Annotated in this window: 23 protein-coding genes; 12 read left to right on the forward strand and 11 right to left on the reverse strand. The window is 68.1% G+C overall.

From position 1 onward, the window contains the following. Positions 1 to 59: 59 nt before the first annotated feature. From lptB to BLQ14_RS09300, 3 genes are all read right to left on the reverse strand, one after another. Complete coding sequence (gene lptB / locus BLQ14_RS09290; protein ID WP_092500592.1) at positions 60 to 815, reverse strand: LPS export ABC transporter ATP-binding protein; 756 nt, start codon at positions 813 to 815, stop codon at positions 60 to 62. A 17-nt stretch (positions 816 to 832) separates the two neighbouring features. Next, positions 833 to 1,414 (reverse strand): lipopolysaccharide transport periplasmic protein LptA, encoded by a 582-nt coding sequence (gene lptA, locus BLQ14_RS09295; RefSeq protein WP_143004473.1) that lies wholly within the window; start codon positions 1,412 to 1,414, stop codon positions 833 to 835. A 107-nt stretch (positions 1,415 to 1,521) separates the two neighbouring features. After that, entirely contained in the window at positions 1,522 to 2,133 is a 612-nt protein-coding gene (locus BLQ14_RS09300; RefSeq protein ID WP_092500593.1) for a ribonuclease D, read from the reverse strand. 140 nt (positions 2,134 to 2,273) lie between these two features. On the opposite strand from BLQ14_RS09300, the gene BLQ14_RS09305 reads away from it, so the two are divergent. Beyond that, the gene (locus tag BLQ14_RS09305) at positions 2,274 to 3,299 is read left to right on the forward strand and encodes a LacI family DNA-binding transcriptional regulator (RefSeq protein WP_245657047.1); all 1,026 of its coding nucleotides are present in this window, start codon (positions 2,274 to 2,276) and stop codon (positions 3,297 to 3,299) included. Positions 3,300 to 3,367: 68 nt separating this feature from the next. Here BLQ14_RS09305 and BLQ14_RS09310 read toward each other — a convergent pair whose 3' ends face one another. Continuing rightward, on the reverse strand, positions 3,368 to 4,192 hold the full coding sequence (locus BLQ14_RS09310) for a zinc-ribbon domain-containing protein (RefSeq protein ID WP_092500293.1): 825 nt from the start codon (positions 4,190 to 4,192) through the stop codon (positions 3,368 to 3,370). Positions 4,193 to 4,370: 178 nt separating this feature from the next. Between BLQ14_RS09310 and BLQ14_RS09315 the strand changes: the two genes are divergently transcribed. From BLQ14_RS09315 to BLQ14_RS09330, 4 genes are all read left to right on the forward strand, one after another. Next, the gene (locus BLQ14_RS09315; protein ID WP_092500294.1) at positions 4,371 to 5,048 is read left to right on the forward strand and encodes a cell division ATP-binding protein FtsE; all 678 of its coding nucleotides are present in this window, start codon (positions 4,371 to 4,373) and stop codon (positions 5,046 to 5,048) included. 2 nt (positions 5,049 to 5,050) lie between these two features. Then, positions 5,051 to 5,947 carry a cell division protein FtsX gene (locus BLQ14_RS09320; protein WP_176759536.1) on the forward strand — a complete coding sequence of 299 codons (897 nt, stop codon included), beginning with the start codon at positions 5,051 to 5,053 and terminating at the stop codon, positions 5,945 to 5,947. After that, the gene (locus tag BLQ14_RS09325) at positions 5,944 to 6,714 is read left to right on the forward strand and encodes a lysophospholipid acyltransferase family protein (protein WP_092500296.1); all 771 of its coding nucleotides are present in this window, start codon (positions 5,944 to 5,946) and stop codon (positions 6,712 to 6,714) included. The genes BLQ14_RS09320 and BLQ14_RS09325 overlap by 4 nt, the downstream gene beginning before the upstream one ends. Before the next feature lie 101 nt (positions 6,715 to 6,815). Continuing rightward, positions 6,816 to 7,049: a hypothetical protein gene (locus tag BLQ14_RS09330; RefSeq protein ID WP_143004474.1), complete on the forward strand. Its 234-nt coding sequence runs from the start codon at positions 6,816 to 6,818 to the stop codon at positions 7,047 to 7,049. 28 nt (positions 7,050 to 7,077) lie between these two features. Here BLQ14_RS09330 and BLQ14_RS09335 read toward each other — a convergent pair whose 3' ends face one another. Together BLQ14_RS09335 and nth are read right to left on the reverse strand one after the other, a co-directional pair. After that, positions 7,078 to 8,034 (reverse strand): adenosine kinase, encoded by a 957-nt coding sequence (locus tag BLQ14_RS09335; RefSeq protein WP_092500595.1) that lies wholly within the window; start codon positions 8,032 to 8,034, stop codon positions 7,078 to 7,080. Between the two features lie 35 nt (positions 8,035 to 8,069). After that, positions 8,070 to 8,714: an endonuclease III gene (nth, locus tag BLQ14_RS09340; RefSeq protein ID WP_092500298.1), complete on the reverse strand. Its 645-nt coding sequence runs from the start codon at positions 8,712 to 8,714 to the stop codon at positions 8,070 to 8,072. 105 nt (positions 8,715 to 8,819) lie between these two features. Here nth and BLQ14_RS09345 point away from each other — a divergent pair, with 105 nt between their 5' ends. From BLQ14_RS09345 to BLQ14_RS09360, 4 genes are all read left to right on the forward strand, one after another. Beyond that, a complete protein-coding gene (locus tag BLQ14_RS09345; protein WP_092500299.1) occupies positions 8,820 to 9,701 on the forward strand; it encodes a methylated-DNA--[protein]-cysteine S-methyltransferase in 882 nt (293 codons plus the stop codon). A 121-nt stretch (positions 9,702 to 9,822) separates the two neighbouring features. Continuing rightward, positions 9,823 to 10,062: a hypothetical protein gene (locus BLQ14_RS09350; protein ID WP_092500300.1), complete on the forward strand. Its 240-nt coding sequence runs from the start codon at positions 9,823 to 9,825 to the stop codon at positions 10,060 to 10,062. Between the two features lie 43 nt (positions 10,063 to 10,105). Continuing rightward, positions 10,106 to 10,756 (forward strand): YiaD family glycine zipper/OmpA-like lipoprotein, encoded by a 651-nt coding sequence (locus tag BLQ14_RS09355; RefSeq protein ID WP_092500301.1) that lies wholly within the window; start codon positions 10,106 to 10,108, stop codon positions 10,754 to 10,756. An 88-nt stretch (positions 10,757 to 10,844) separates the two neighbouring features. Then, a complete protein-coding gene (locus BLQ14_RS09360; protein WP_092500302.1) occupies positions 10,845 to 11,615 on the forward strand; it encodes a FadR/GntR family transcriptional regulator in 771 nt (256 codons plus the stop codon). A gap of 248 nt (positions 11,616 to 11,863) precedes the next feature. On the opposite strand, the gene BLQ14_RS09365 is transcribed toward BLQ14_RS09360, so the two are convergent. Beyond that, positions 11,864 to 12,274, reverse strand: coding sequence for a hypothetical protein (locus tag BLQ14_RS09365; RefSeq protein WP_092500303.1), 411 nt, complete (start codon positions 12,272 to 12,274; stop codon positions 11,864 to 11,866). Positions 12,275 to 12,365: 91 nt separating this feature from the next. On the opposite strand from BLQ14_RS09365, the gene BLQ14_RS15680 reads away from it, so the two are divergent. Genes BLQ14_RS15680 through BLQ14_RS09375 form a run of 3 tightly spaced genes read left to right on the forward strand, consistent with a single transcriptional unit; the run spans position 12,366 to position 15,350 of the window. Beyond that, entirely contained in the window at positions 12,366 to 12,572 is a 207-nt protein-coding gene (locus BLQ14_RS15680) for an integrin alpha (protein WP_143004475.1), read from the forward strand. Beyond that, positions 12,472 to 13,122 carry a hypothetical protein gene (locus BLQ14_RS09370; RefSeq protein WP_170068468.1) on the forward strand — a complete coding sequence of 217 codons (651 nt, stop codon included), beginning with the start codon at positions 12,472 to 12,474 and terminating at the stop codon, positions 13,120 to 13,122. The genes BLQ14_RS15680 and BLQ14_RS09370 overlap by 101 nt, the downstream gene beginning before the upstream one ends. After that, positions 13,119 to 15,350, forward strand: coding sequence for a Hint domain-containing protein (locus tag BLQ14_RS09375; RefSeq protein ID WP_143004477.1), 2,232 nt, complete (start codon positions 13,119 to 13,121; stop codon positions 15,348 to 15,350). Before BLQ14_RS09370 ends, BLQ14_RS09375 begins: the two co-directional genes overlap by 4 nt. A gap of 461 nt (positions 15,351 to 15,811) precedes the next feature. Here BLQ14_RS09375 and BLQ14_RS09380 read toward each other — a convergent pair whose 3' ends face one another. The 4 genes from BLQ14_RS09380 to BLQ14_RS09395 are packed head-to-tail and all read right to left on the reverse strand — an operon-like array spanning position 15,812 to position 22,352. Continuing rightward, complete coding sequence (locus tag BLQ14_RS09380) at positions 15,812 to 16,552, reverse strand: DUF2793 domain-containing protein (protein WP_092500306.1); 741 nt, start codon at positions 16,550 to 16,552, stop codon at positions 15,812 to 15,814. A 9-nt stretch (positions 16,553 to 16,561) separates the two neighbouring features. Further along, positions 16,562 to 21,010, reverse strand: a complete 4,449-nt coding sequence (locus tag BLQ14_RS15530; protein ID WP_245657050.1) for a baseplate multidomain protein megatron — start codon at positions 21,008 to 21,010, stop codon at positions 16,562 to 16,564. Continuing rightward, positions 21,010 to 21,471, reverse strand: a complete 462-nt coding sequence (locus tag BLQ14_RS09390; RefSeq protein WP_245657053.1) for an NlpC/P60 family protein — start codon at positions 21,469 to 21,471, stop codon at positions 21,010 to 21,012. Before BLQ14_RS09390 ends, BLQ14_RS15530 begins: the two co-directional genes overlap by 1 nt. Then, a complete protein-coding gene (locus tag BLQ14_RS09395; protein WP_092500307.1) occupies positions 21,468 to 22,352 on the reverse strand; it encodes a DUF2163 domain-containing protein in 885 nt (294 codons plus the stop codon). Before BLQ14_RS09395 ends, BLQ14_RS09390 begins: the two co-directional genes overlap by 4 nt. Between the last annotated feature and the right edge of the window lie 8 nt (positions 22,353 to 22,360).

Consider the following 22,360-nt stretch of genomic DNA (forward strand, 5'->3'; position numbering starts at 1 on the left):
CGGGCTGTCAACCATTGCGCCCCGCGCGTGTCAAGGGAGCCTGGCCGTTGACGCGACGGTCAGCGAATGGTGAACTCTTCGCCGAGATAGACCCGGCGCACGGCGGCGTCGGCAACGACCTCCTCGGTGGTTCCGCTCATCAGCACCTGGCCATCGTGAAGGATGTACGCTCTGTCCACGATCTCGAGCGTCTCACGGACGTTGTGATCGGTGATGAGCACGCCGATGCCACGGTTCTTCAGGTCTGCCACCAGCGCACGGATGTCGCCAACCGCGATGGGGTCGACCCCGGCGAACGGCTCGTCGAGGAGCAGGTACCGAGGCTCGGATGCAAGCGCGCGGGCGATTTCCACGCGCCTGCGCTCGCCGCCCGAGAGCGACAGCGCCGATGACCGGCGCAGATGGGTGAGGGAGAATTCCTCGAGCAGCCGTTCCAGCCGTTCCCGCCGCTCGTCACGGTTGCGGATGCGCAGCTCGAGAATGGCGCGGATGTTGTCCTCGACATTCATGCCGCGGAAAACGGACATCTCCTGCGGCAGATAGCCGATGCCGAGTCTTGCCCGCCGGTACATGGGCAGGAACGTCGCCTCCTGCCCATCGATCCGCACCTCACCCGCTTCGGGCGTGATGAGCCCGGCGATGGCATAGAAGGTGGTTGTCTTGCCCGAGCCGTTTGGCCCGAGAAGGGCAACCACCTCGCCACGGCGCAGATCGAGGCTGACGCCGCGGATCACCACGCGGCCGCGATAACCCTTCATCAGGTCGCGCACGATCAGCCCGCCTGCGGGCTCGATACCGGACGCGCCGGGGCTCATGCTGTCGTCGCGCGCGGTCACTGAGACTGCTTTGGCACGAGCAGGGTGTTGACGTTGCCTTCCATCAGCCCCTGTCCGGTGTCGAGACGGTAGGTGAGCCTGTCACCCGTCACCACCGTATCGTTCTGGGCCACGAGCACGTTGCCGGTCATCACGATGGTCTCGGTTGCCAGTTCGTACACGGCATGGTCGCCCTCCGCGATGTCGGGCTTGGCGCCGGGCTGGTCGGGCTTTGCCTGGATCAGCACCACATTGCCATCGGCCGTGAGGCGGCGCACCTCGGTATAGCCACCTTCCTCGTTCGTCGTGTACTCGACGAGCAGTCTGTCTGCCTTGAGCGTCATGGAGCCCTGACGCGCGATGACGTTGACTTCGAAGAGAGCCGTGTTCGCCTCGCGGTCGAGGCGCAGCTTCTCTGAAGTGATCTCGATCGGCAGGCCGGAATCCTGACGGCCGAGGTCCATTGCCGCGCCTCCCTGCGCCGGAGGATCGGCGGTGATCGTGCCATCGCCCTGGGCAAGCGCCGGGCTCGCAGGCGGCAGGAAAAGCGTGGCGGCCATTGCGGTGCCAAGCATCATGAGCAAGCACAGGCGTCTCACGCGAAATCCTTTCCGCTCTGCGTCAGGCAATGACTGATTACCCTCGAACCGCGTCAGGGAGCAAGGCTTGCCCCGGATTGCCCGGCCCCGTGCACGGCCGTTTCCGGCTAATGGGCGAAGATGTCGATCTCGGACCAGCCGGCGAGGTCGAGCAGGGCGCGGTCGGGCAGGAAGTCGAAGCAGGCCTGCGCGAGCGCGGTGCGCCCTTCGCGCTCGAGCAGGCTGTCGAGCACCTCGCGCAGCCGGTGCAGGTAGAGCACGTCGGAGGCGGCATAGTCGAGCTGGGCGGCGGTGAGCTCGGGCGCGCCCCAGTCGCTCATCTGCTGCTGCTTGGAGATGTCGATGCCCAGAAGCTCCTGGGTGAGGTTCTTCAGCCCGTGCCGGTCGGTGAAGGTGCGGCAGAGCTTCGAGGCGATCTTGGTGCAGTAGACGGGGCGGGCGACGACCCCGAAGGCGTGCGCGAGCGCGGCGATGTCGAAGCGGCCGAAGTGAAAGAGCTTGAGCCGCTCGGGGTCGGCGAGGAGACGGGTGAGGTTTGGCGCCTCGCGCTGGCCGGGGGCGATCTGCACCATGTGCGCGTCCCCGTCGCCGGCCGAGAGCTGCACCAGACACAGCCGGTCGCGGTGCGGATTGAGGCCCATGGTCTCGCAGTCGATGGCCACGACCGGGCCGAGATCGAGACCCTCGGGCAGATCGCCCCTGTGCAGATGATTGGCCACGGCGCCGCCTCCCTTCTTCTTCGCCTTCGCCACTAGGCAATTCGCGTTCCGCCCGCAAGCGGGCAGCGCATGGCATCCGCTTGGACAGGGGCGCAGATTCGCGATAACAGGAGGCAAGCTTCACCAGCGGGAGAACGCCCTTGAGCGACAGCACCGACAAGCGGCGACGTCCGCTTACCCTGCGGGACGTCTCCGAGGCGGCGGGCGTGAGCGAGATGACCGTGAGCCGCGTGTTGCGCAACCGCGGCGATGTCAGCGAAGCCACGCGCCAGAAGGTTCTGGAAGCCGCGCGGCGACTTGGCTACGTGCCCAACAAGATCGCCGGTGCGCTGGCCTCGCAAACCGTCAACCTCGTTGCCGTGATCGTGCCGTCGCTGTCGAACCTCGTCTTTCCCGAGGTGCTCGCGGGGATTTCGGAGGTGCTCGACGAGACGCCGCTGCAGCCGGTGATCGGCGTCACCCAGTATCAGCCCGAGCGCGAGGAGCGGGTGCTCTACGAGATGCTGTCATGGCGCCCCTCGGGGGTGATCGTGGCGGGGCTCGAGCACACCGAGGCGGCGCGCGCCATGCTCAAGGCGGCCGACATGCCCATCGTCGAGATCATGGACAGCGACGGCGAGGGCGTGGATTCGGTCGTGGGCATCTCGCATCGCCGGGCGGGGCGGATGATGGGCGAGGCGATCGTGGAGAACGGCTATCGACGCATCGCCTTTCTCGGCTCCAAGATGCCGCTCGATCACCGCGCGCGGAAGCGTTTCGAGGGCTTCACGGAGGCACTGGCCAAGGCCGGCATCGAGGTTGCCGACCGCGAGTTCTACGAGGGCGGCTCGGGGCTGGTGAAAGGCCGCGAGATGACCGAGACGGTGCTCAGGCGCACGCCCGATCTCGACTTTCTCTACTACTCCAACGACCTGATCGGGGCGGGTGGGCTCTTGTGGTGCCTCGAGCAGGGCATCGACGTGCCCGGGCAGGTGGGGCTGGCCGGCTTCAACGGCCTGCGGCTTCTTGACGGGTTGCCGAAGAAGCTCGCCACGATGGACGCCTGCCGCGCAGAGATCGGCCGCGAGGCGGCGCGCATCGTGGTCGAGCGTGCGCATGGCGTGCGTATCGAGCTCGAACCCCGGCTCGAGCCGGGGGACACGCTGATTCGCCCGCGCGGCGCCTGAGCTTGCGTCACCCGTCGTGGGGGCCTCCAGGCCGGCGCTCCGCTCCCGCGGGGCTGCGGGGGCGCCGGTCAGGAGGCTTCCGCCCCGCCAGAGGTGAGGCGCTCGATCAGGGACTGGAGCCGCTCCGCCCCGTCGGAGATCAGCGCGTTGCTCTTCGCGCGAAGGGCCTCCACCCAGGCCGCGTAATTCTCGACCCAGGGCTTCGCCGCGGGCAGGCTGCGTCCGATCTCGGGCGCGAGCAGGTAGACGATCGCGCCGAGCGAGACGGTGAGGACGGCCAGCGAAAATCCCATTCGGAAACCGCGGCGTCGGCGGAGCGAGGCCGGCGCCGGTGTCGTCGCGGCAGGGGCTTCTTCCTCAGCCCGCTCCGGTGCGGCGGCCGGGCGGAGGGTGGAGCTGATCTCCTCCACCTCCGGCAGGGCGTGGCGCCGGCCCTGCGGCGCAGGCGGCGCCTCGGCTTCGCTCTCGACCTCCTCCGGCGCGTCGAGGGCATCATGAGCGTCGGCAGCGGAGGGGCGGCGGGAGGGGGTCTCGAGGCCCAGCTCGGGCTGGGATTCAACCGCCTCGCCGCGACGGGCGCGGGCCTCGCGCTCGGCCTCTTCGCGCAGCAGTTCCGCCACCGCCGGGTCAAGCCGGCGCCGGGGCGCGGGCTTTTCCTCCGCCACCGGCCGCCTCGTCTGCGGGGGCTCTGCCCCGCTCGCGTGGTTCTCGGGAGCAGCTTCCTCTTCGGGGAATGCCTCTCCCAGCTCCTCGGCAAGCTCCCGGTCGAGATGGGCGGGACGCTGAAACCAGGTGTGCCCGCAGTTCGAGCACTGCACATCGCGCCCCGATTCCGGGATCACGGCGTCATCCACCTCATACTGGGCGCCGCAGTTGGGACAAATGATGCGCATCCGAACTCCCCGCCCGGCTCAGTCGTCTGGTGCCGGCCCCACGCCTTCGCGCCGTGCCGCGCGTTGGCCGAGTTGTAGCAGGCATGCCGCCCCCTTTAAAAGCCTGCCGAGGCGGGCGCAATTGCAAGGCCCGGCGTCTTGCGGCACAACGGGCACAACCAGGCGCGCGAGGCAGGCGGTGATCGAGTTTCGGGATGTGGCCTACAGCTACGGCGGGGGCGAGCTTCTGACCGGCATCACCCTGTCGCTGGCGCCGGGGTCGTTTCACTTTCTCACCGGCCCCTCGGGCGTGGGCAAGACGACTTTTCTGAAGCTCTGCTACGCCGAGCTGATCGCCACCGCGGGCACCATCGAGATCTTCGGTCAGGACACCCGCAGCATGAGCCGCGATGCCATCGCCCGGTTGCGCCAGCGTGTGGGTGTCGTGCATCAGGATTGCGAGTTTCTCGACCACCTGCCGGTGGATGAGAATATCGCCCTTCCCCTCACCGTTTCGGGCCGGGAAGCGCAGATCGGCAATGACCTTGACGAGCTTCTCGCGTGGGTGGGCCTGCGCGAGCGGCGCCATGCCCTGCCGCCGGAGCTCTCGGGTGGCGAGCGGCAGCGCGCGGCACTGGCGCGGGCGGTGATCACCTCGCCCGAACTCATCATCGCCGACGAGCCCACCGGCAACATCGACTGGGAGATGTCGCTGAAGCTTCTGAAGCTGCTCATCGAGCTCAACCGGCTCGGAAAGACGGTGCTAATCGCCACCCATGACCTCAACCTCATCCGCGCCGCGCGGGCCGCGCAGGCCTCCGCCCGCGTGCTGAGAATCAGGAACCGCCGGGTCGAGCCCGCGGGGGCGGAGCTTTGAGCGTGCTCGGCGATCTTCTCGCGCTTCTCGCCGGTGACCGGCGCGCCGACCGCGTGGTGCCGCCCACCGGCTTTACCGCGCGACTGACGGTGTTCGCTTCCGCTGCAATGGCGTTTCTGGCCGTCTTCGCGCTGGCACTGTCGCTGGCCACGGGGCGGCTTGCGGAACGCTGGAGCGAGGAGCTCGCGCGCTCCTCCACCATTCGCATCTCCGCCCCGCCGGGGCAGGTGGAGGTGCAGACGCAGGCGGTGCTGCGCATTCTCGCGACCACCCCCGGCGTGGCCTCGGCGCGCGCGCTGAGCGCGGCGGAACAGCGCGCGCTGCTGGAGCCGTGGTTCGGGCCTGACCTTGACCTCTCGGCGCTGCCGGTGCCGCAGCTGATCGACGTGGTCGAGACGGCCGAAGGGTTTGACGCCGAGGGGCTGCGCCTGCGCCTTGCAGCGGAGGCGCCGGGCGCGGTGCTGGACGATCACACCCGCTGGCGTCGCCCGCTGGTCGCTGCGGCCGGGCGGCTCGAGGCGCTTGGGCTGATGTCGCTGGCGCTGATCGGGGGCGCGACCGCGGCGATGATCGTGCTGGCCGCGAGTGCGGCGCTCGCGGCCAATGCGCGGGTGATCCGGGTGCTGAGGCTCGTGGGCGCGCGGGATGTCTACATTGCCCGCGCCTTCGTGCGCCGCTTCACCCTGCGCAGCATGGCCGGGGCCGGGGCGGGCACGCTCGCCGGCATGGCCGCGGTGGCGCTTCTGCCCGAGCCGGGGCCGGAGGCAAGCTTTCTGACCGGCCTCGGCTTTGTCGGAGCGGGCTGGCTTGCGCCGCTCGCCATCCCCGCTCTTGCGGGTGCGGTGGCCTTTGCCGCCACCCGCTTCGCCGCCTTCCGAACGTTGAAAGGGCTGACATGAACGCGCTTGCCTGGTCCTGGCAGTGGCTGCGGTCGCTTGCCTTCAACACCCAGATGTATGTGATGATGGCGCTGATGGCGCTGTTCTTCACCCCGCTTGCGATGGTCTCGCGCGCCTGGGCCTTCCATGGCGTGCACACCTATTGCCGCTGGGTGCGGTGGACGGCGCGCTGGATGGTCGGCATCCGCACCGAGGTGCGCGGGAAGGTGCCCACCGGCGAGGTGCTGATCGCCGCGAAGCATCAGTCGTTTCTCGACATCATCATCATTGTCTCGGTCACGCCGCGCCCGAAGTTCATAATGAAGAAGGAGCTCAAATGGGCGCCGATCCTCGGCTGGTATGCGCTCCGCATCGGCTGCATTCCGGTCGATCGCGGCAAGCGCGGCGCGGCGATCGCGCAGATGGTGGCGGCGGCGGCGAAGGCGCGGGGCGAGCCGCAGCAGCTCATCATCTACCCACAGGGCACGCGCGTGCCGCCCGGAGAGAAACGGCCCTACAAGGTGGGCACCGCCGTGCTCTACGAGACGCTCGGCGTCCCTTGCGTGCCGGCGGCCACGAATGTCGGCCTGTTCTGGCCGAAGCGCGCAGTGATGCGCAGGCCGGGGCTTGCGGTGGTGGAGTTCCTGCCGCCGATTCCGCCCGGCAAGCCGGGCCGCGCCTTCCTCGCCGAACTCGAGGAGGTCATCGAGAGCGCCTCCGACAGGCTGATGGAAGAGGCTGGATTTCACCTCCCCAAGCCTGGTGCCGCCGCTGCAAGAGGCGGTTAGCACGCAGCGACTTCCCCAGATCAAGCGAGGTGTTCGCCTCGGGGCGTTTGGCTAGCCTGTGCGCCGGGGGTGTCTTCGGGGCAAGCCGGGGACGGGAAGACATGAAGGGTGACAGTCGAAGGAGGCGCATCTCCTTTCCGGTGACCGTATGGTATGATGAGGAAAGGGAGGAAATCTTCATCGCCCGGTTGACCGGGCAGGTGTTCGTGACCAGCGTCAGCCGTCATGAAGGGGACGAGCGCTTCCATGCCGAGCTGTTCGAGGCGCTCGGCGAGGTTCTTCGCGAGGCGGGAGCCCCGGCACCGGCCCGGGGCGGACCGATCCGCCGGCACTGAAAGCCGAAGCTGCCCTGCCGCCCCGATTTCAGAGCAGTCCTTGCGCTAGAAACCGCTTTCGGAGGTCTTCCTGAGGGCGGGCGCCGAGGTGGGAGATCACCTCTGCCGCGGCGGAGTTGCCCATGCGCCCGCAGCTCTCTAGGTCGTAGCCGTGCGTGAGACCCCAGAGAAAGCCTGCGGCAAACAGATCGCCCGCGCCGGTTGCGTCCACCACCTGCGTCGGCAGGGCGGGCACGTGCCAACGGCGCCCCTCCGAGAGGATATGCGCGCCGTTCTCGCTGTCGGTGCAGACGACCGTGTCGATCTCCGCGGCAGCGCGGGCAAGCGCCAGCTCGAAATCGTCCGTCTCATACATCGAGAGGATCTCGGCCCGGTTCGCGAAAAGCAGGTCCACATCCTCGCGCAGCATCCGTGCGAAGGCCTCGCGGTGACGCTCGATGCAGAACGGGTCCGACAATGTGATGGATACCCGCCCTCCGGACTCGCGCGCCGCGCGGATGGCGCGGGCAAAGGCCTCATGGCTTTCCGGCCCGTCAAAGCGGTAGCCTTCGAGAAAGATCCACTCCGCTTCCGCGATCTGGTTCACGTCGATGTCGGAGGGCGAGAGGAATTCCGTCACGCCAAGATAGGTGTTCATCGTGCGCTCGCCGTCGGGGGTGACAAGCACGATGCAGCGCCCCGTCTCGGCGGGGTGATCCGCCGGCGCGAAAGGGGTTTCGTAGACCGCGCCCTGCGCACGCAGGTCATGGGCGAAGATGGCGCCAAGCTGGTCGTCCTTGACCTTGCCGACATATGCCGTTCGCCCGCCAAGCGCGGCGATGCCGGCGATGGTGTTGGCCGCCGAGCCGCCCGACATCTCCTCGGCCGGGCCGATCCGGTCATAGAGCTCCAGTCCCCGCCGCCGGTCGACGAGTTGCATGATCCCCTTCTGGATGCCGTTCTCTTCGAGAAAGGCGTCGTCGCAGTGGGTGAGGATGTCCACCATGGCGTTGCCGATGCCGACGACGTGGAAGCGCTTGGTCACTCGGTCTTCTCCTCGTAGGGACACAGATCGCGGATCAGGCAGTCAGGGCAGCGCGGCTTGCGCGCCTTGCAGATATAGCGGCCGTGCAGGATCAGCCAGTGATGCGCATGGCGCTGGAACTCGACCGGCACGTTGTCCTCGATGGCGCGCTCGACGGCCAGAACATCCTTGCCCACCGCGATTCCGGTCCGGTTGCCGACGCGGAAGATGTGCGTGTCCACCGCCTGCGCGGGATAGCCGAAGGCCACATTGAGAACGACGTTGGCCGTCTTTCGCCCGACGCCCGGAAGCGCCTGCAGCGCCGCGCGGGAGTCCGGAACCTCGCCGCCGTACTGCTCGACGAGGATGCGAGAGAGGGCGATCACGTTCTTTGCCTTGTTGCGGAAGAGCCCGATCGTCTTGATGTATTCGATCAGCCCTTCCTCGCCGAGCTCGAGCATCTGCGCGGGGGTGGTGACGCGGGCGAAGAGCGGGCGCGTCGCGCGGTTCACGCCCGCATCGGTTGCCTGGGCGCTGAGCACGACGGCAACCAGAAGCGTGTAGGCATTGACGTACTCGAGCTCGCTCCTCGGTTCGGGATTGGCGTCCCTGAACCGGGTGAAGATCGCCCTCAGCTGGTGATAGTCGAGCTGCTGTGCCATCGCCCCCTCATGCCGTGCGGCGCGCGTGTGCACAAGACCGGCCAGAAGTCCTTCGCGCAAGTTCCGGGTCGAAGCGGAAGCGGCATGCGCGCTATACCGTGCGGCATGCAAGCCATTTCGCGGAGCGTGAACGTGACCGACGGGAACCCCGAGCGCGCCTATCACTACGCGGTAATCCGCCGCGCCATCGAGATCATCGACGCCGCCTGGCCCGAGCCGGTGTCGCTCGAGCGGCTCGCGGCCGAGATGAAGATGAGCCCCGCGCACTTTCAGCGCGTCTTCAGCCGCTGGGTGGGCGTCTCGCCCAAGCGCTACCAGCAGTATCTCGCGCTCGATCACGCCCGTGCGCTGCTGCGCGAGCGTTTCACCACGCTTGAGACGGCGCAGGCGGTGGGACTTTCGGGCAGCGGGCGGCTGCACGACCTGTTCCTGCGCTGGGAGGCGATGAGCCCCGGCGACTACGCCCGGCGCGGGGCGGGGCTGACCATCCGCTGGGGCTGGTTCGACAGTCCCTTTGGCGAGGCGCTCGCCATGGGCACCGAGCGCGGCCTTTGCGGGCTGGCCTTCGCCGCCGAGACCGGGCGCGCGGCGGCGATGGAGGACATGACAAGCCGCTGGCCGGAGGCGCGCTTCGTCGAGGACGCCGCGGCCATCGCACCGTGGGTGGAGGCGGCCTTCGGCCTTTCGGGCGAGGCGCGATTGCATCTCATCGGCGCGCCCTTCCAGATCAAGGTGTGGGAGGCCCTTCTGGCCATTCCCTCGGGGCACGTGACGACCTATTCCGCAATCGCCGGCGCCATCGGCCAGCCGCGTGCGGTGCGCGCCGTGGGCACCGCGGTGGGCCGCAATCCGGTCAGTTGGCTCATTCCCTGTCACCGCGCGCTCCGCAAGACAGGCGGTCTGGGCGGTTACCACTGGGGGTTGCCGGTGAAGCGCGCGATGCTCGCCTTCGAGTCGGCACGTGCCGAGGGTGCGGCGAAGGCGTGATCCGATCGGCGAAGTATGGCCCATGCCGGGGCTTCTGCAGGCACGGCGATGCAGGTGCGTTTCCCTTGCAGGGATCAGGTGTTATGTAAGGGGCAACTAAAATAACCGCATGAGGCATGCCATGGCACGAGCACGCTTGAAGACCGTCACCGCAATCGTCGCAGCGCTCGCCGTTTCCGGCTGCTCGATCTGGGATCGCATGAGCGAACAGGAACAGACGACAACTGCCGCGACGGTCGGCGCCGTCGGCGGCGCGGTGGCGGGAGCCCATGTCGCCGGGGGCGGAAACCGTACGCTGGGGGCGCTGCTGGGTGGAATACTTGGTGCCGGCACCGGCGTTGCGGTTGCAGACAGATACTGAGTTTCCCGGCAATTGCCGGACATGTCACGGGAAGGGGTAACCGATGATCCTGCGAACGGTTGTATCGCTTGTTGCGGCTGCGGCGCTTCTGGCCGCCTGCGCCGATCCCGAAACCGATCCGCGCGCGCGCACGAAGACCGGTGCGCTCCTCGGCGGGCTGACGGGCGCGTTGATCGGCAGCCAGATCGACTCGAAGGACGGCAACAACACCGAGGGTATCATCATCGGTGGCGTCGCGGGGGCGCTCACCGGCGCCGCGATCGGCGACGCGCTCGACAAACAGGCTGCCGAACTGCGGCAACGGCTTGATGGGCGGGTGCGCATCGTGCGGCAGGGCGACGAGCTTGTCGTCGTGATGCCGAACGACATCCTCTTCGAGTTCGACAGCGCCGAGGTGGCACCCGAGCTGGTGCCCGACCTGCGCGAGCTCGCCGCCAGCCTCAAGCGCTACCCCGGCACCATCGTGGAGGTTCAGGGGCACACCGATGGCGTCGGCTCCGCGGCCTACAACCTGCGCCTGAGCAAGGAGCGCGCCGACAATGTGCGCGCCATCCTCGTTGGCGCCGGTGTCGAGCCGAGCCGTGTCATCGCCGTCGGCATGGGAGAAAACGTCCTGCCGCCGGGGGTGTCCGCCATTCCGGAGAACAACCCGCTGCGCCGTCGGGTGGAGATCTACATCCGGCCCGCACGCTAGCCGCAGGGCGGGGCGGCAGGGCGGCCTCGAGCGCTTGCCTTGCCCCCTTTCCGGGCGATAATCGACGGGGAGGGGGAGTGATGAGGCCATGCCGTTCCAGAAGATCGAGCCCGAGAAGCTGGCGCAGGCGGTGATCCGGCAGATCGAGCTTCTGATCCTGCGGGGCATCCTGCGACCGGGGGAGAGATTGCCTTCGGAGCGGGAGCTGGCGCAGAAGCTGTCGGTTTCGCGCCCAAGCCTGCGCGAGGCGCTGGCCGAGCTCCAGGAGCGCGGGCTTCTGGTCACCCGGCCTGGCTCGGGTGTGTATGTGGCCGATGTTCTCGGCTCGGCCTTTTCGCCGGCCCTGATCCGCCTGATGGGCGCCCATGACGAGGCGGTGTTCGACTACATCTCTTTCCGCCGCGACATGGAGGGACTTGCCGCGGAGCGGGCGGCGCGGCTCGCCAGCGAGACCGATCTGAAGGTGGTGGCGGCGATATTCGCCAGGATGGAGGCCGCGCATCAGCGCCGCAACCCGGAGGAGGAGGCGCGGCTTGATGCGGAGTTCCACCTCTCCATCATCGAGGCTTCACACAACATCGTCATGTTGCACATGATGCGCTCGATGTACGACCTGCTGCGGCAGGGCGTGTTCTACAACCGCCGGATCATGTTCGAGCAGCGCACCCGGCGCATCAGCCTCCTCGACCAGCATCGGGCAATCAATAACGCCCTGCAGGCCCGCGACCCCGAAGGCGCGCGCGCGGCGGTGGAGGCCCACCTCGACTACATCGAGGCCTCACTGCGCGATCACCGGAAAGCGGAAGCCAACGAGGCGGTTGCGCGACAGCGCTTCCAGCACGTGCAGGCGCGACGCTGACAACCCGTCTGACGAGGCACACGGCCCGCTCCGTGCCCGCGAAGCAGGGCAGGCGGGGTTTCGGAAGAGGGAACGATCCGGTTGCCGCGCTATCCTTGGCTGCGAAACGATTCGTTTACCTTCTTTGGGCTGGATCGTTTTTCTCTAAAATAACGAATCTTGATTGTGTGACCGGTGCGATTGCAGCATCGCGCTGGTTCGCGTGGGCAGGGTTGCCCGTCCGAGGCAAGGACTTCGTGGCAGCGCCGTCAGGCGGGCGGGATCAGAGAGGAGCGAAAGATATGACCGAGAAGGTTGATGCTGGGCGCCCCGAGCAGGGCTCGCAATCCTTCGGATCCCGTCCCGCGGCTGGTTTGACCTTCACTTTCGACGAGGCGCTCAGCGATCTGATGCGTAGTTCTGTCGAGGTGTCGGACCCTTAGGCGCTCGGACTCTTTGTGCGCGATGCGGTCCTCACCTACCTGCATCTGGGGCAGCTTCGCGCCGCGGGGGTTGAACTGCTTGCCCGGCGCGCCGAGGACGGCCGCGAGTTCCGGCTGCGGCTGCCGGACGAGCAGAGTTCGCAACTGCAGGAAGCAGAAGCGGGCGCTGCCAGGGCGAAAGGCGGCAGAGCATCTGGGCGCGCCGGCTGAATCCGTGGCCTGTGTGGGTTTGCGCATCCGGCTGAGCGCCTCCAGGGCAGATTGCTGAACAGCGCGGTGGACAAAAGATGAGCTGCTGGCGGGTGCGAATGGGGAAAGGGGGCGTACCATGACGGTTTACACGAATTACCGCATCGTCGGATCCAACGATTTTGGCGCCGCTCTGACGGCGGTAGGCGATATCGATGGTGACGGTATCGTAGATTTCGCCATTGGTGCGCCCAACTGGACGTCGTGGGGGGACTGGGAAGGGACCGCGTGGTTGGTTTCGGGGGGCCGACCTCGCCGCGGCCGATGCCGCCGATGGGACGGTTGATGGCATCATTCAGGCCGAGAACCTGCACAGCTTCGCCGGCAGTTCGAGCTACCGCTTTCTTGCCGGACAGTTCAACAACCTTGCGTCCAACGGTGCCGGGACCACGCTCGCGTCCGGCGACGTGATCGGCGACAGCCGACCCGAGATCCTCATCGCCCACCCCGACGCCACCCGGAACGTGCCCGGCTGGGGCGGCGTGAACGTGGGCAAGGTCTACATGATCGCCCCCGAGGATATGGCGGCGCTCGATGCCCAGGACGGCGCCACGGATCATCAGATCGACCTCGGCAACACCCGCCTCGCCGGATGTTACAGCTACGAGTTCCGGGGCGAGGCGACAAATCCCGATCTCCATCTCAGCGCGGTCATCGGTGGGCAGGCCGGCGCGTCGGTGGGCACGGTTGACGACCTGTGGGGTGACGGCAAGGACGAGATACTGATCGGCGATCCCCGCTGGCAGCGCCCCACAAGCTCGGACCTCTATGTCGGCAATTATTGTCCCGGCGCCAGCGCGGTTACCCCGGCGCCAGCGCGGGCGCGCTTTATGTGATCGATTCGTCTTCCCTGGCAGCTGCCGATGCCGACGGAAGCGGCAGCCATGATCGCCAGATCGACCTCGAGGACGTCGCCAAGTACGGCCAGACCTACAAGATCGTCGGTGGATGGGGTGGGGGGAACAACCCGTTTGGCGAGCCGATCGTCTGGGCCGGCATGGGCTCTTCGGTAGCCACCGGGGATGTGCTCGGCGACAGCCGGGAGGATATCCTCGTGGGTGCCGGCGAGAGCAGCATGCAGGGTCCGTTTTCCGGCGCGGTCTGGCTTGCTGCACCCGGCGCGATAGAGGATCACTCGACCACGGCGCCCGATGGCCAGAAGATCGTCAATCTCAACGACGACTGGGTCGGGGGGACCAACCAGAACTGGTACACGATCTCTGGCGAGAAAGGCTACGACGAGCTGGCCAGCGGGCCCAACAGCCTTGACGCCGGTGCCGATCTCGACGGCGATGGCCGGGCCGACATGCTGATGGGCGCGCGTTTCTACGACTGGAAGCCCGGCCGGACCCTGCATGTGCCCGCGGACGCCGATCTGGAGAATGTGGGCGCCGCCTATCTAGTCGCGTCGAGCGAGCTGTCCATCATTGACGGCAACGACGACCATTACATCAAGCTGCAAGATGTCGTCGACCGCAATCAGCCGGGCGATCCGTATCCGTCGCTGAACACCCGATACAGCTACAAGTTCCTCGGCGAGGAAGCGCACGATCAGGCCGGCATGGCGGTCAAGATGCTCGGCGACGTTACCGGCGATGGGGTGGCCGACCTTCTGATCGGCGCGCCGCGCGGCAACACCGAGCCCGGCAAGGCCTATCTGATCTCGGGCGGCGCGCTCGAGGATCTCGATAGCCTCGACAGTATCGATCAGCTGATCTACCTCGGCAATGTCGCTGGCGTCGGTGGCTCCTACAAATTCGTCGGAACCTCGATTGACGTGTTCGGCGACGGTTCGGTCATTACCGGCGACGGTGCGGGCTCGAGTTTTGCCGATCTCGGCGACATGGACGGTGACGGCCGGACCGACTTTGCGATCGGCACTTCCACCGGCAAGAGCTACGTGATCGGCTCGACGGACCTTTACAACCTCGACGCTGTTGACGGGGCGGTCGACGGGGTCATCCACCTCGAGAACGTGCCCTACGAGCCCGAACTCGTCACCTACGACGCGATCCGCACGTCGATTCCAATCAGCGGCTTGCAGGCACAGAGCCCGCTCAGGGTGGCCGACGGAGAACTCGAATCGGTGGTGGAGCCAATCACCTTCCAGCTTGCGACGCATGGCAAGCTGAGCGAGGGCGACATCGCGACGATCGACGGAGTGGACTACGTGGTCTACAATGTCGCCGACGGCAAGGGCACGGCTATCCTGGATACCCCGGGCCCCGGTACCACCCCCAAGGGGATGAACTTCACCGCGTTGCGGATGAACCCTGTGGTGTCGGGAACGGGCCCCAGCCTCACGCTGATCATTCCCGACGACCCGGATGGCGACTTCGAGCGGATCAACGCCATACAGGTGAATTCGATCAACGCTGCGCCCTCCAACACTGCGGCGGCATTGGTCGATGGCGACAACCTGGTCACGTTGGTGTGTTTCGCCGCCGGGACGCGAATCATCACGCGCCATGGCGAGGTGACGGTTGAGCGGCTCCAGCCGGGTGATGAGGTGCTCACGCTTGACAACGGCTTCAAGCCGCTGCGCTGGGTGGGGTCCACCAGGCTGCGCACTTGCGAGCGTACCGCGCCGATCCGTATCCGCGCCGGCGTGTTCGGCAACAGCGAGGACCTGTTCGTCTCGCCGCAGCACCGTATGCTGATCCGCTCGCCTCTGGCCGAACTGCTTTTCGGCGAGCACGAGGTGCTGGTTGCCGCTCGCCATCTGGTGGATGGTGAACGGGTCGATCGTGTCAGTGGCGGCGTGGTGAGCTACTATCACCTGCTTTTCGACCAGCACGAAATCATCTTCGCAAACGGCGCGCCGACCGAGTCGCTCTATCCCGCCCCGGACGTGGTGGCCGAGCTGCCCGAGCCCATGCGCCAAGCGCTGTATGAGCGGCTTCCTGCACTGCGGGACGGGCGCACGCCCGGTGGTTTCGAAAGCCTCGCGCGGGTCGCGCTTCGTGGCAGGGAGGCCCGGATCCTGTGGCGTGAGATGGCGCGAGGCCGGGAACATCAGCCACAGCGGCAGGTGGCGCCGGCCAGCTACGCCTTGGCGCGCTGAGCGTCGCCCGACCGGCCCCGTCAGCGGGCGCCGCGGACGGCCACAAGCCTTCCCCCGCCTGGCTCAAGCCGGTTCCGCCGCTTCAGCCGAATACCGCGTCAAGAGCCGCCCGCTGCTCCGGCGGGCGGCATCTGCCATGTTGCGCCTGCCCGCCGGGCCAGGCTGCAGGCGCCACGGTCAGCGTCAATGGTGCGTGCGGCAAAGTAACGAACGCGCATCATGGTCGCCCATGTCTCGAGGGAAACCTTCCTCGAACTTGCAGAGCTGGGCGCCGTGCTGATGCTTGGTAGCGGAGGAGGGACTCGAACCCCCGACACGCGGATTATGATTCCGGACCAAAAATCAATGACTTCAACAATCGCGATTGAAAACCGGGGCCGGACATAGCGGGAACGTAGAGCGAAAGTTGAAAACCGGCTCACGCCCGGCGAATCGCCCGTGATGCCGCCGCTCGCGCCGGATCAGGTCGGCACGCCGACCGTCAAATAGTGGATCGCGAGCCGCACCGCGCCGCCCGTGAAGCTGCCGCCATTGGCCGTCAGCACCACCGGCGTGTCGGCATAGAACGCCGTCGGACCGATCACCCCCGCATTCGAGCTCCCGGCCGCTACGCCCAATGAGCCGCCGAACTTCGCGGGCTCCCCGGCGATCCCGCAGTCGTAGCTGGTGGCGCCCGTGATCTCCGTGCTCGTCCGCGTCGACACCCCGAGACAGATCGCGCGGTTCGGAATCACGATCCCCGACGTGACCGAGGCGCCCGACAGCCCCGACAGCTCCTCCTCCGTCACCGCGACGCCCGTAGACCCGCCCAGCGCGCCGCGCGCCACCTCGACGGACTCCCCGACCGACAGCAGGCCCAGCGCCGCCCCAAGCGGCTGCCAGATCGCGCCATCGTAGACCAGGAGCGCGCCCTCGTCCTCGACCCACAGGCGCCATCCCGCGCGGGGCGGCAGGCGCATCCACGCGCCGTCAGTCCAGAGCGCGACGTTCAGATCCCAGCCCGACCATTCCGCGCTGCCGCCGGAGGCTACCAGGTAACGATCGCCCTCGGCCGGCGAGGAAGGCGGTGCGGCGAGATCCCGGTCCTTGACCGAGAGCTGCACAAGCCCATCGAGCAGCCGCAGCGCCTCGTTATGGGTGACGTGCTTTTGCGCCTGGGCAGCCTCGAGGAAGGGCAGAAGGAGATGCGTGCTGGTGGCCATGACGATACCTCAGAACCTGAGAGTGACTGCGGCCGGCGTCCCGCGCCCGACCGCCTGCGAGAGCTGGAAGATGCGGATCGAAAGGCTGTCGCCGGGCCCGAGCGGCGCGCCCCAATCCGCGACCTGATCGGCCTCGGAGTAGAGCACGCTGGTGGTGGTCGAGCTGAGCACCCGCCTGACCGTGGCACCATCAAGGATCTCGACCTCCCAGGCCTCCGCCTCCTCCAGGAACGGCACCTCGAGGCTTTCCCAGCTGTCGGCCGAGAGCGCCCGTGAGCGCCGCACCCAGCGGATGGTGTAGTCGCCCGGCACGCGACCGCGCCGCCAGGGCTGCTCGACATGCGCCGGCGCGAAGGGCCGGAGCCCCACGCCCGCCGGCGTGAACGACAGCGCCGTGTAGGAGGCATCATCGACCGGTCGCACCGACGGGCCGATCCGCCAGTTGAAGGCCGTGCCGATCTCCGCTTCCGAGACCTCGAGCGGGAACAGCGCCTGATCGAGCACCACCACCCGCGCCCCGGTCGGCGCCGGATCGCCCATGGCCCATTCCGTGCCGCGCTGGCCGCGCAGGAGCCGCGTGAGCCGATACCGCCCCGGCGCCTGCAGCTCGGCCGTGCCGGCCTGCAGGATCTCCCACAGCCCCGCCGCGCTCTCGACCGCGAAGGCATTGGCGCCCGCGAAGAGCTCGAGATCGCTCACGCTGGCAAGGCTCCCATAGGCCAGATCGAGGATGAGCTCGTTGCCGAGATCGAAGCGCGATGTGGGCCCTGCATGGAGATCGAAGGCAAGCCGGCCGAGCCGCGCCCGCCGCGTCACCGTCCGGTTCAGCGTCCAGCCGTCGAGCGTGTGGCTGCGGAACACCGCCATCTCGCCCGGCCAGGGCGAGGCATCCGCCACCATCCAAGGCCGATGCGCCGGGATGTCCTCGCGCAGCTGCGGCAGATCGAGGATGCGCATCGCGGGCGCGCCGAACACCGCCGGCGTGGCGACCGCGCTTTGCCGTGCCGGCCCCGGAGGCAGGTCATAGGCCTCGCGGTCCACCGCCACCGCCTCGATCCCGCGCGCCTCCGCATCCGCCGTCGAGACGATGCGCAGATCCCGCGCATGCCCCCCGGCCGTGAAGGCAAGGAGATCGGCAGGCTCGAGCGCGAGCCGCGAAGGTGGCAGGCGGAAGCTGACCCCGTCGCGCCCCGTCCATGCCTCCATCAGCGCCCGACGGCAGCGCCGCTCCGCCTCCTCGGGCGCGACCGCCAGCGGGAAGCTTTCCGAGCCGATGCGGGCGGAATCCACTGTGATGCGCCGCGCCTCCACGAGCGCGGCGTCATAGTCGCCGTCGGCCCGCGCGACGCGCCACTTGAGCGCCTGCGGCAGCTCCGTCTCCTGCGCCCGCACGATCTCGAAGGCCTCGCCCTCGCGCGCGGCAACGAGATCGTCCTCTGACAGCGTGGCCACCGGCGCCTGCGTCCGCATGCGGAAGCGGATCACGCCCTCGCTCTCGACGGCATCGAAGCCGAAATGCCGCGCCAGCATGGAGATCGACGTCCGCGGCGACTCGAGCGCCGTGATGACATAGCCCTCCACCGCGCCCCACAGCCCCGAGACGTCGATGCGCTCCTCCGCCAGCCCCGCGCGAAGGCAGAGATGCCGCACAAGAGCCGCGAGCGAGACCGCCCCGAGCCGGCCCGTGAGCCAATGCCCGAGCCGCCAGTTGTCCCCGTCCGTCCAGACATCCGTCAGCGCCGGGAAGAAGGGATACGGCCGCGCGTCCCATGTCCAGGCGGCGCACTCCGCCACCTCCACCATGGGCGCGCGGTAGACGCCCGAGGCGGGATTGTTCGACGGATCACCCCAATAGAGCCAGCTCGCCTCGAGACAGGCCCGCTGGATGGCGTCGTCCCGCCAGCCGCGGGAGAAGTATGGCAGCGCGCTCTCCGAGGATTTCGGATCGACGAACACGTTCGGCTGATTGGTGCCGCGATCCACCGCCGGGCAGCCGAGCTCCGTGAAGCGGATGGGCTTCGACTCCACCACCCAATCCGTGCTCGAGCGCCCCTCGATCACCGCCTCCATCCCGAAGGCGAGCACATCCTCGCCGGCCGTGGCCGAACGCGGCCCGAGGCGCAGCTGGTAGTTGGTGGCGGCAATGGTGACGTCCACCACCATGTCGATGCGCCAGACGCCGGCGCCGAGATCGACAAGCGCCTTCGAGACCATCGGGTTGGGGCCCTCGAACCAGCTCTCGATGGCGCCGGAGCTGAAATTGATCACCACCCCCGTGTCGCCCGCGCCCGAGGCCGCGAAATCGAGCATGGCCTTGCCCGAGCTTCCCGCCGAGACATAGGCCGAGATCGCGACCCGGTCGCCCGGCGTGAATGTGAAGAAGCCAGGCGTCGCCCCGTGCCACGTCGCCCCGCCGCTCCCGATCAGCGCCGGCGCGGTGAAGCCGCGATGGCTGCCGGCGCCGGACGTGAGCGTGACACCCGAACCGACGGGATTCCAGCCGAGCGGCGCCGCGCCCTGGCTCACGATGCCAAGCCGCATGCCGGCCGGCCGGTCGTGATGCGGCTCCCGCCACCAGCTCGCCAGATCCTTGAAGCGCCAGATCCAGTCCTCGCCGTAATCGCCATCCGAGATCGGGCTGCGCAGCTGGGCCTCGCGGTCCGCCGCGCTGGCATAGAACCAGTCGAAGCCCTCGCCCCCGGCGATGTTCGATTGCAGGTAGGCACGGTCATACACCGCCGGCGCGCCCGCGACCGCGTCCGCGTGCTCGAAGCCGTCGCGCCAGTCGGAGATCGGCATGTAGTTGTCGATGCCGACGAAATCGATGTTGGCATCCGCCCACAAGGGATCGAGATGGAAGAACACGTCACCGCTGCCGTCCTTCGGCTGGTGGCCGAAGTATTCCGACCAGTCGGCCGCATAGCTGATCTTCGTGGATGGCCCGAGGATGGAGCGCACATCCGCAGCAAGCATCTGCAGCTCCGCCACCGCCGGATAGCTGGTGGCACTGTCGCGGATGGTCATCAGCCCCCGAAGCTCCGAGCCGATCAGGAAAGCATCGACCCCGCCCGCCGCCGCGCAGAGATGCGCGTAGTGCAGGATCATCCGCCGCAGGCCCCAGTCGCCTGACGGGCCGGTATAGCTGACCGACTCGCCCGAGACCGCGAAGTCCGCCGGCGTCGCCTCACCGAAGAAGGCAGAGACCTGCGCCGCAGCAGTCGCTGTCTTGTCGACCGTGCCCGCGTAACCCGCCGCCGGCGAGCAGGTGATCCGCCCGCGCCAGGGATAGGCCGGCTGGCCCACCGCGCTGGCATTATCCGACCAGGGATCGGGCAGCGCGTTGCCGGGCGGCACGTCCATGAGGATGAAGGGATAGAAGGTCACTCTAAGCCCACGCGCCTTGAGCTCGCGGATCGCCTGCACCACTGCGAAGTCCGCCGGCGTGCCGCCATAGACAGGCCGGCCCTCGCCGTCCGTGGACACCAGATGCGCCTGCTCGCGGGAAACGCCGTTGACCGACCACTCCTGCGGCGTCGTGGTCTTCGCGGCAAGCTCCACCCCCGGCCGGATCTCGCAATCCCCGGCACGCAGATCCGTGCCGAACCAGGCGACCACCAGCGACACGCTCTCGACCGCCGGCGCCAGCGCCTCGAGCCGGTCGAGCGATTCCACGATGTCGGCGTTGACGCTCGAGGCGTTCTGGTTCTCCGCCTCCTCCTCGCCCTCGCCAAGCACCTTGCGGATGGGCTCCGTCGCATAGGCGAAATCGCCCGAGGCCGGGATCATGGTGACCGCCCGGCAGAGGCCCTCCGCCGTGTCCGGATCGGCCAAGGGCCGGAACACCTCGAAGGTCAGCTGCGGGATGCGATTCCCGAAGGGCGTGAGATCGAGCTCCTCGAACACCGCATAGGCCGTGCCGCGATAGGCAGGCGTCTGCCCGGCGCCCATCTTCGCCTCGATGAAGGGATCGGGCAGCTGCGCCTCATCACCGGGATACCAGCGCCAGGTCACGCCGGTCAGGTCGAGAAGCTCCGCATCCGCCCATATCCGGCCGATGCCGGTGATCGGACCCTCGCAGAGCGCGATCGCGAAGGAGGCCGAATAGGAATACTCCGTGGTGGTGACCGTCGGCCCGCCGCCCTTGCCCCCGCCCTGCGTTGTGGTGGTCACGTGCTCGGTGAAATCGGTCGCCCAAATGACGTTGCCGCCGATCCGCATGCGCCCGAAGGCGCGCGGCAGCACCGCGCCCTCCGTCGAGGACGTGACGCGAAGGGACTCGAGCCGCGCGCCCTCATACCGCTGGTCGGGCTGCAGCGAGCCGATGATCCAGCTGTCGACGACCGAGCCCAAGGTCGACCCGAGAAACCCGCCGATGGTGGCGGCAGACACCCCGAGGATCGAGCCTCCGATGGCGCCGCCGATGGCCGAGCCGACCGCACCGAGAATGAGCGTCGCCATCAGCGCCTCCGGGCTTGCGGATAGAGGAAGGCGAAGGCCTGGCGCCGCCGCCAGAAGCGGGTAAAGGGTTCCTCGATCACGCCGAGCCGCTCACGCGCGTGGATGAGGGTTCCGACGTCGGTGAGGATGCCGAGATGCTTGGCGATGGCCCGCTCGCGCATGCGGAACATCAGGAGCGTGCCGGCAGGCGCCTCCGCCGGAACAACCTCGATCATGCAGGACCGCGCGCCCTCGGCGAGCACCTCGCGCGGCCCGGTCTCGCCCCAGTCGCGGGAATAGGGCGGGATCGGGAAGGGCTCCGGCCCCACCACCTCGCGCCAGACGCCGCGCGCAAGCCCGAGACAGTCGCAGCCCGCGCCGCGCAGGCTGGCCTGGTCGTGGTATGGCGTGCCGAGCCAGCCGCGCGCGGCCGCGATCACCTTACCGCGCGCGGCCGGGCGCCGGATGAAGCCCACGCTCACAGCACCTCTCCCGAATTCGCGCCGCCCTTGCGGGCATAGCGCAGCACCGCGTCGTCACCCGGAATGTGCGGAAAGCCCCGGAAGTTGAGCGCATTTGCAAACTTCGCCGCGCATGTGCCGAGCGCCTTGTCGCAGCCAGCCCGGATCTCGAACGCATCTCCCGGCGCGATGCCGCGCACGGGCTTCTCGAGAAGCGAGATGGTCACGCCCGAGCTCGTCACCGAATGCATCGAGACCTCCGCGCGCCGGCCGGCATTGGCGCCGGACGTCCAGCTCACCGTGCCGAAAGAGAACCACCCCGCCGCGAAGCCCGAGAGGCCGGAGGCGGAGAAGGCCCGGTCACGCAGCACCTCCACCACGCTGCCCGCTCCCTTGAAGGCGGGATCCTCGAGGTTCACCCCGCAGCGCGCGTCCCCGAGCTCCGCGTCGCAGGAGAGCTGGTAGGTCCGCCCGACCGTCTGGTTCAGAACATGCGCAAGGCTGCGGACCTCGGCGGTGAAGGCGACGCGCCCGCGCCGGATCTGGCCGATCGAGCCCAGCCGCATCAGCACCCGCTGCGAGACGTCCTGCCAGTTGACGCGCCAGACCTCGACCGTGGCGTTGTCCCAGCGCCCGTCGAGGATGTCCGTCTCGGTGATCGCATCCGAGCGCAGCACGCCCTCCGCGTCCTGCGCATCGACCGCCAGATCGGAGCCCGCGCGAATCTCCGAGGCCGCGAAACCGCTGTCGGGCTCAAAGCTCGTGCCGTCGAAGTTGAGCGTCCGGTCGTGGTCGGTGAAGCCGAACACCTGGGCATCCGCGCGCGTGATCCGCCAGCACCAGGCGAGCGTTGTCGTGCCCTCGTCGAGATGGGCCTGAAGTGCGGGATCGAGCGCCTTCATCGGCACGC

The sequence above is a fragment of the Meinhardsimonia xiamenensis genome (genome assembly GCF_900102905.1).
In the GTDB taxonomy this organism is placed as follows: domain Bacteria; phylum Pseudomonadota; class Alphaproteobacteria; order Rhodobacterales; family Rhodobacteraceae; genus Meinhardsimonia; species Meinhardsimonia xiamenensis.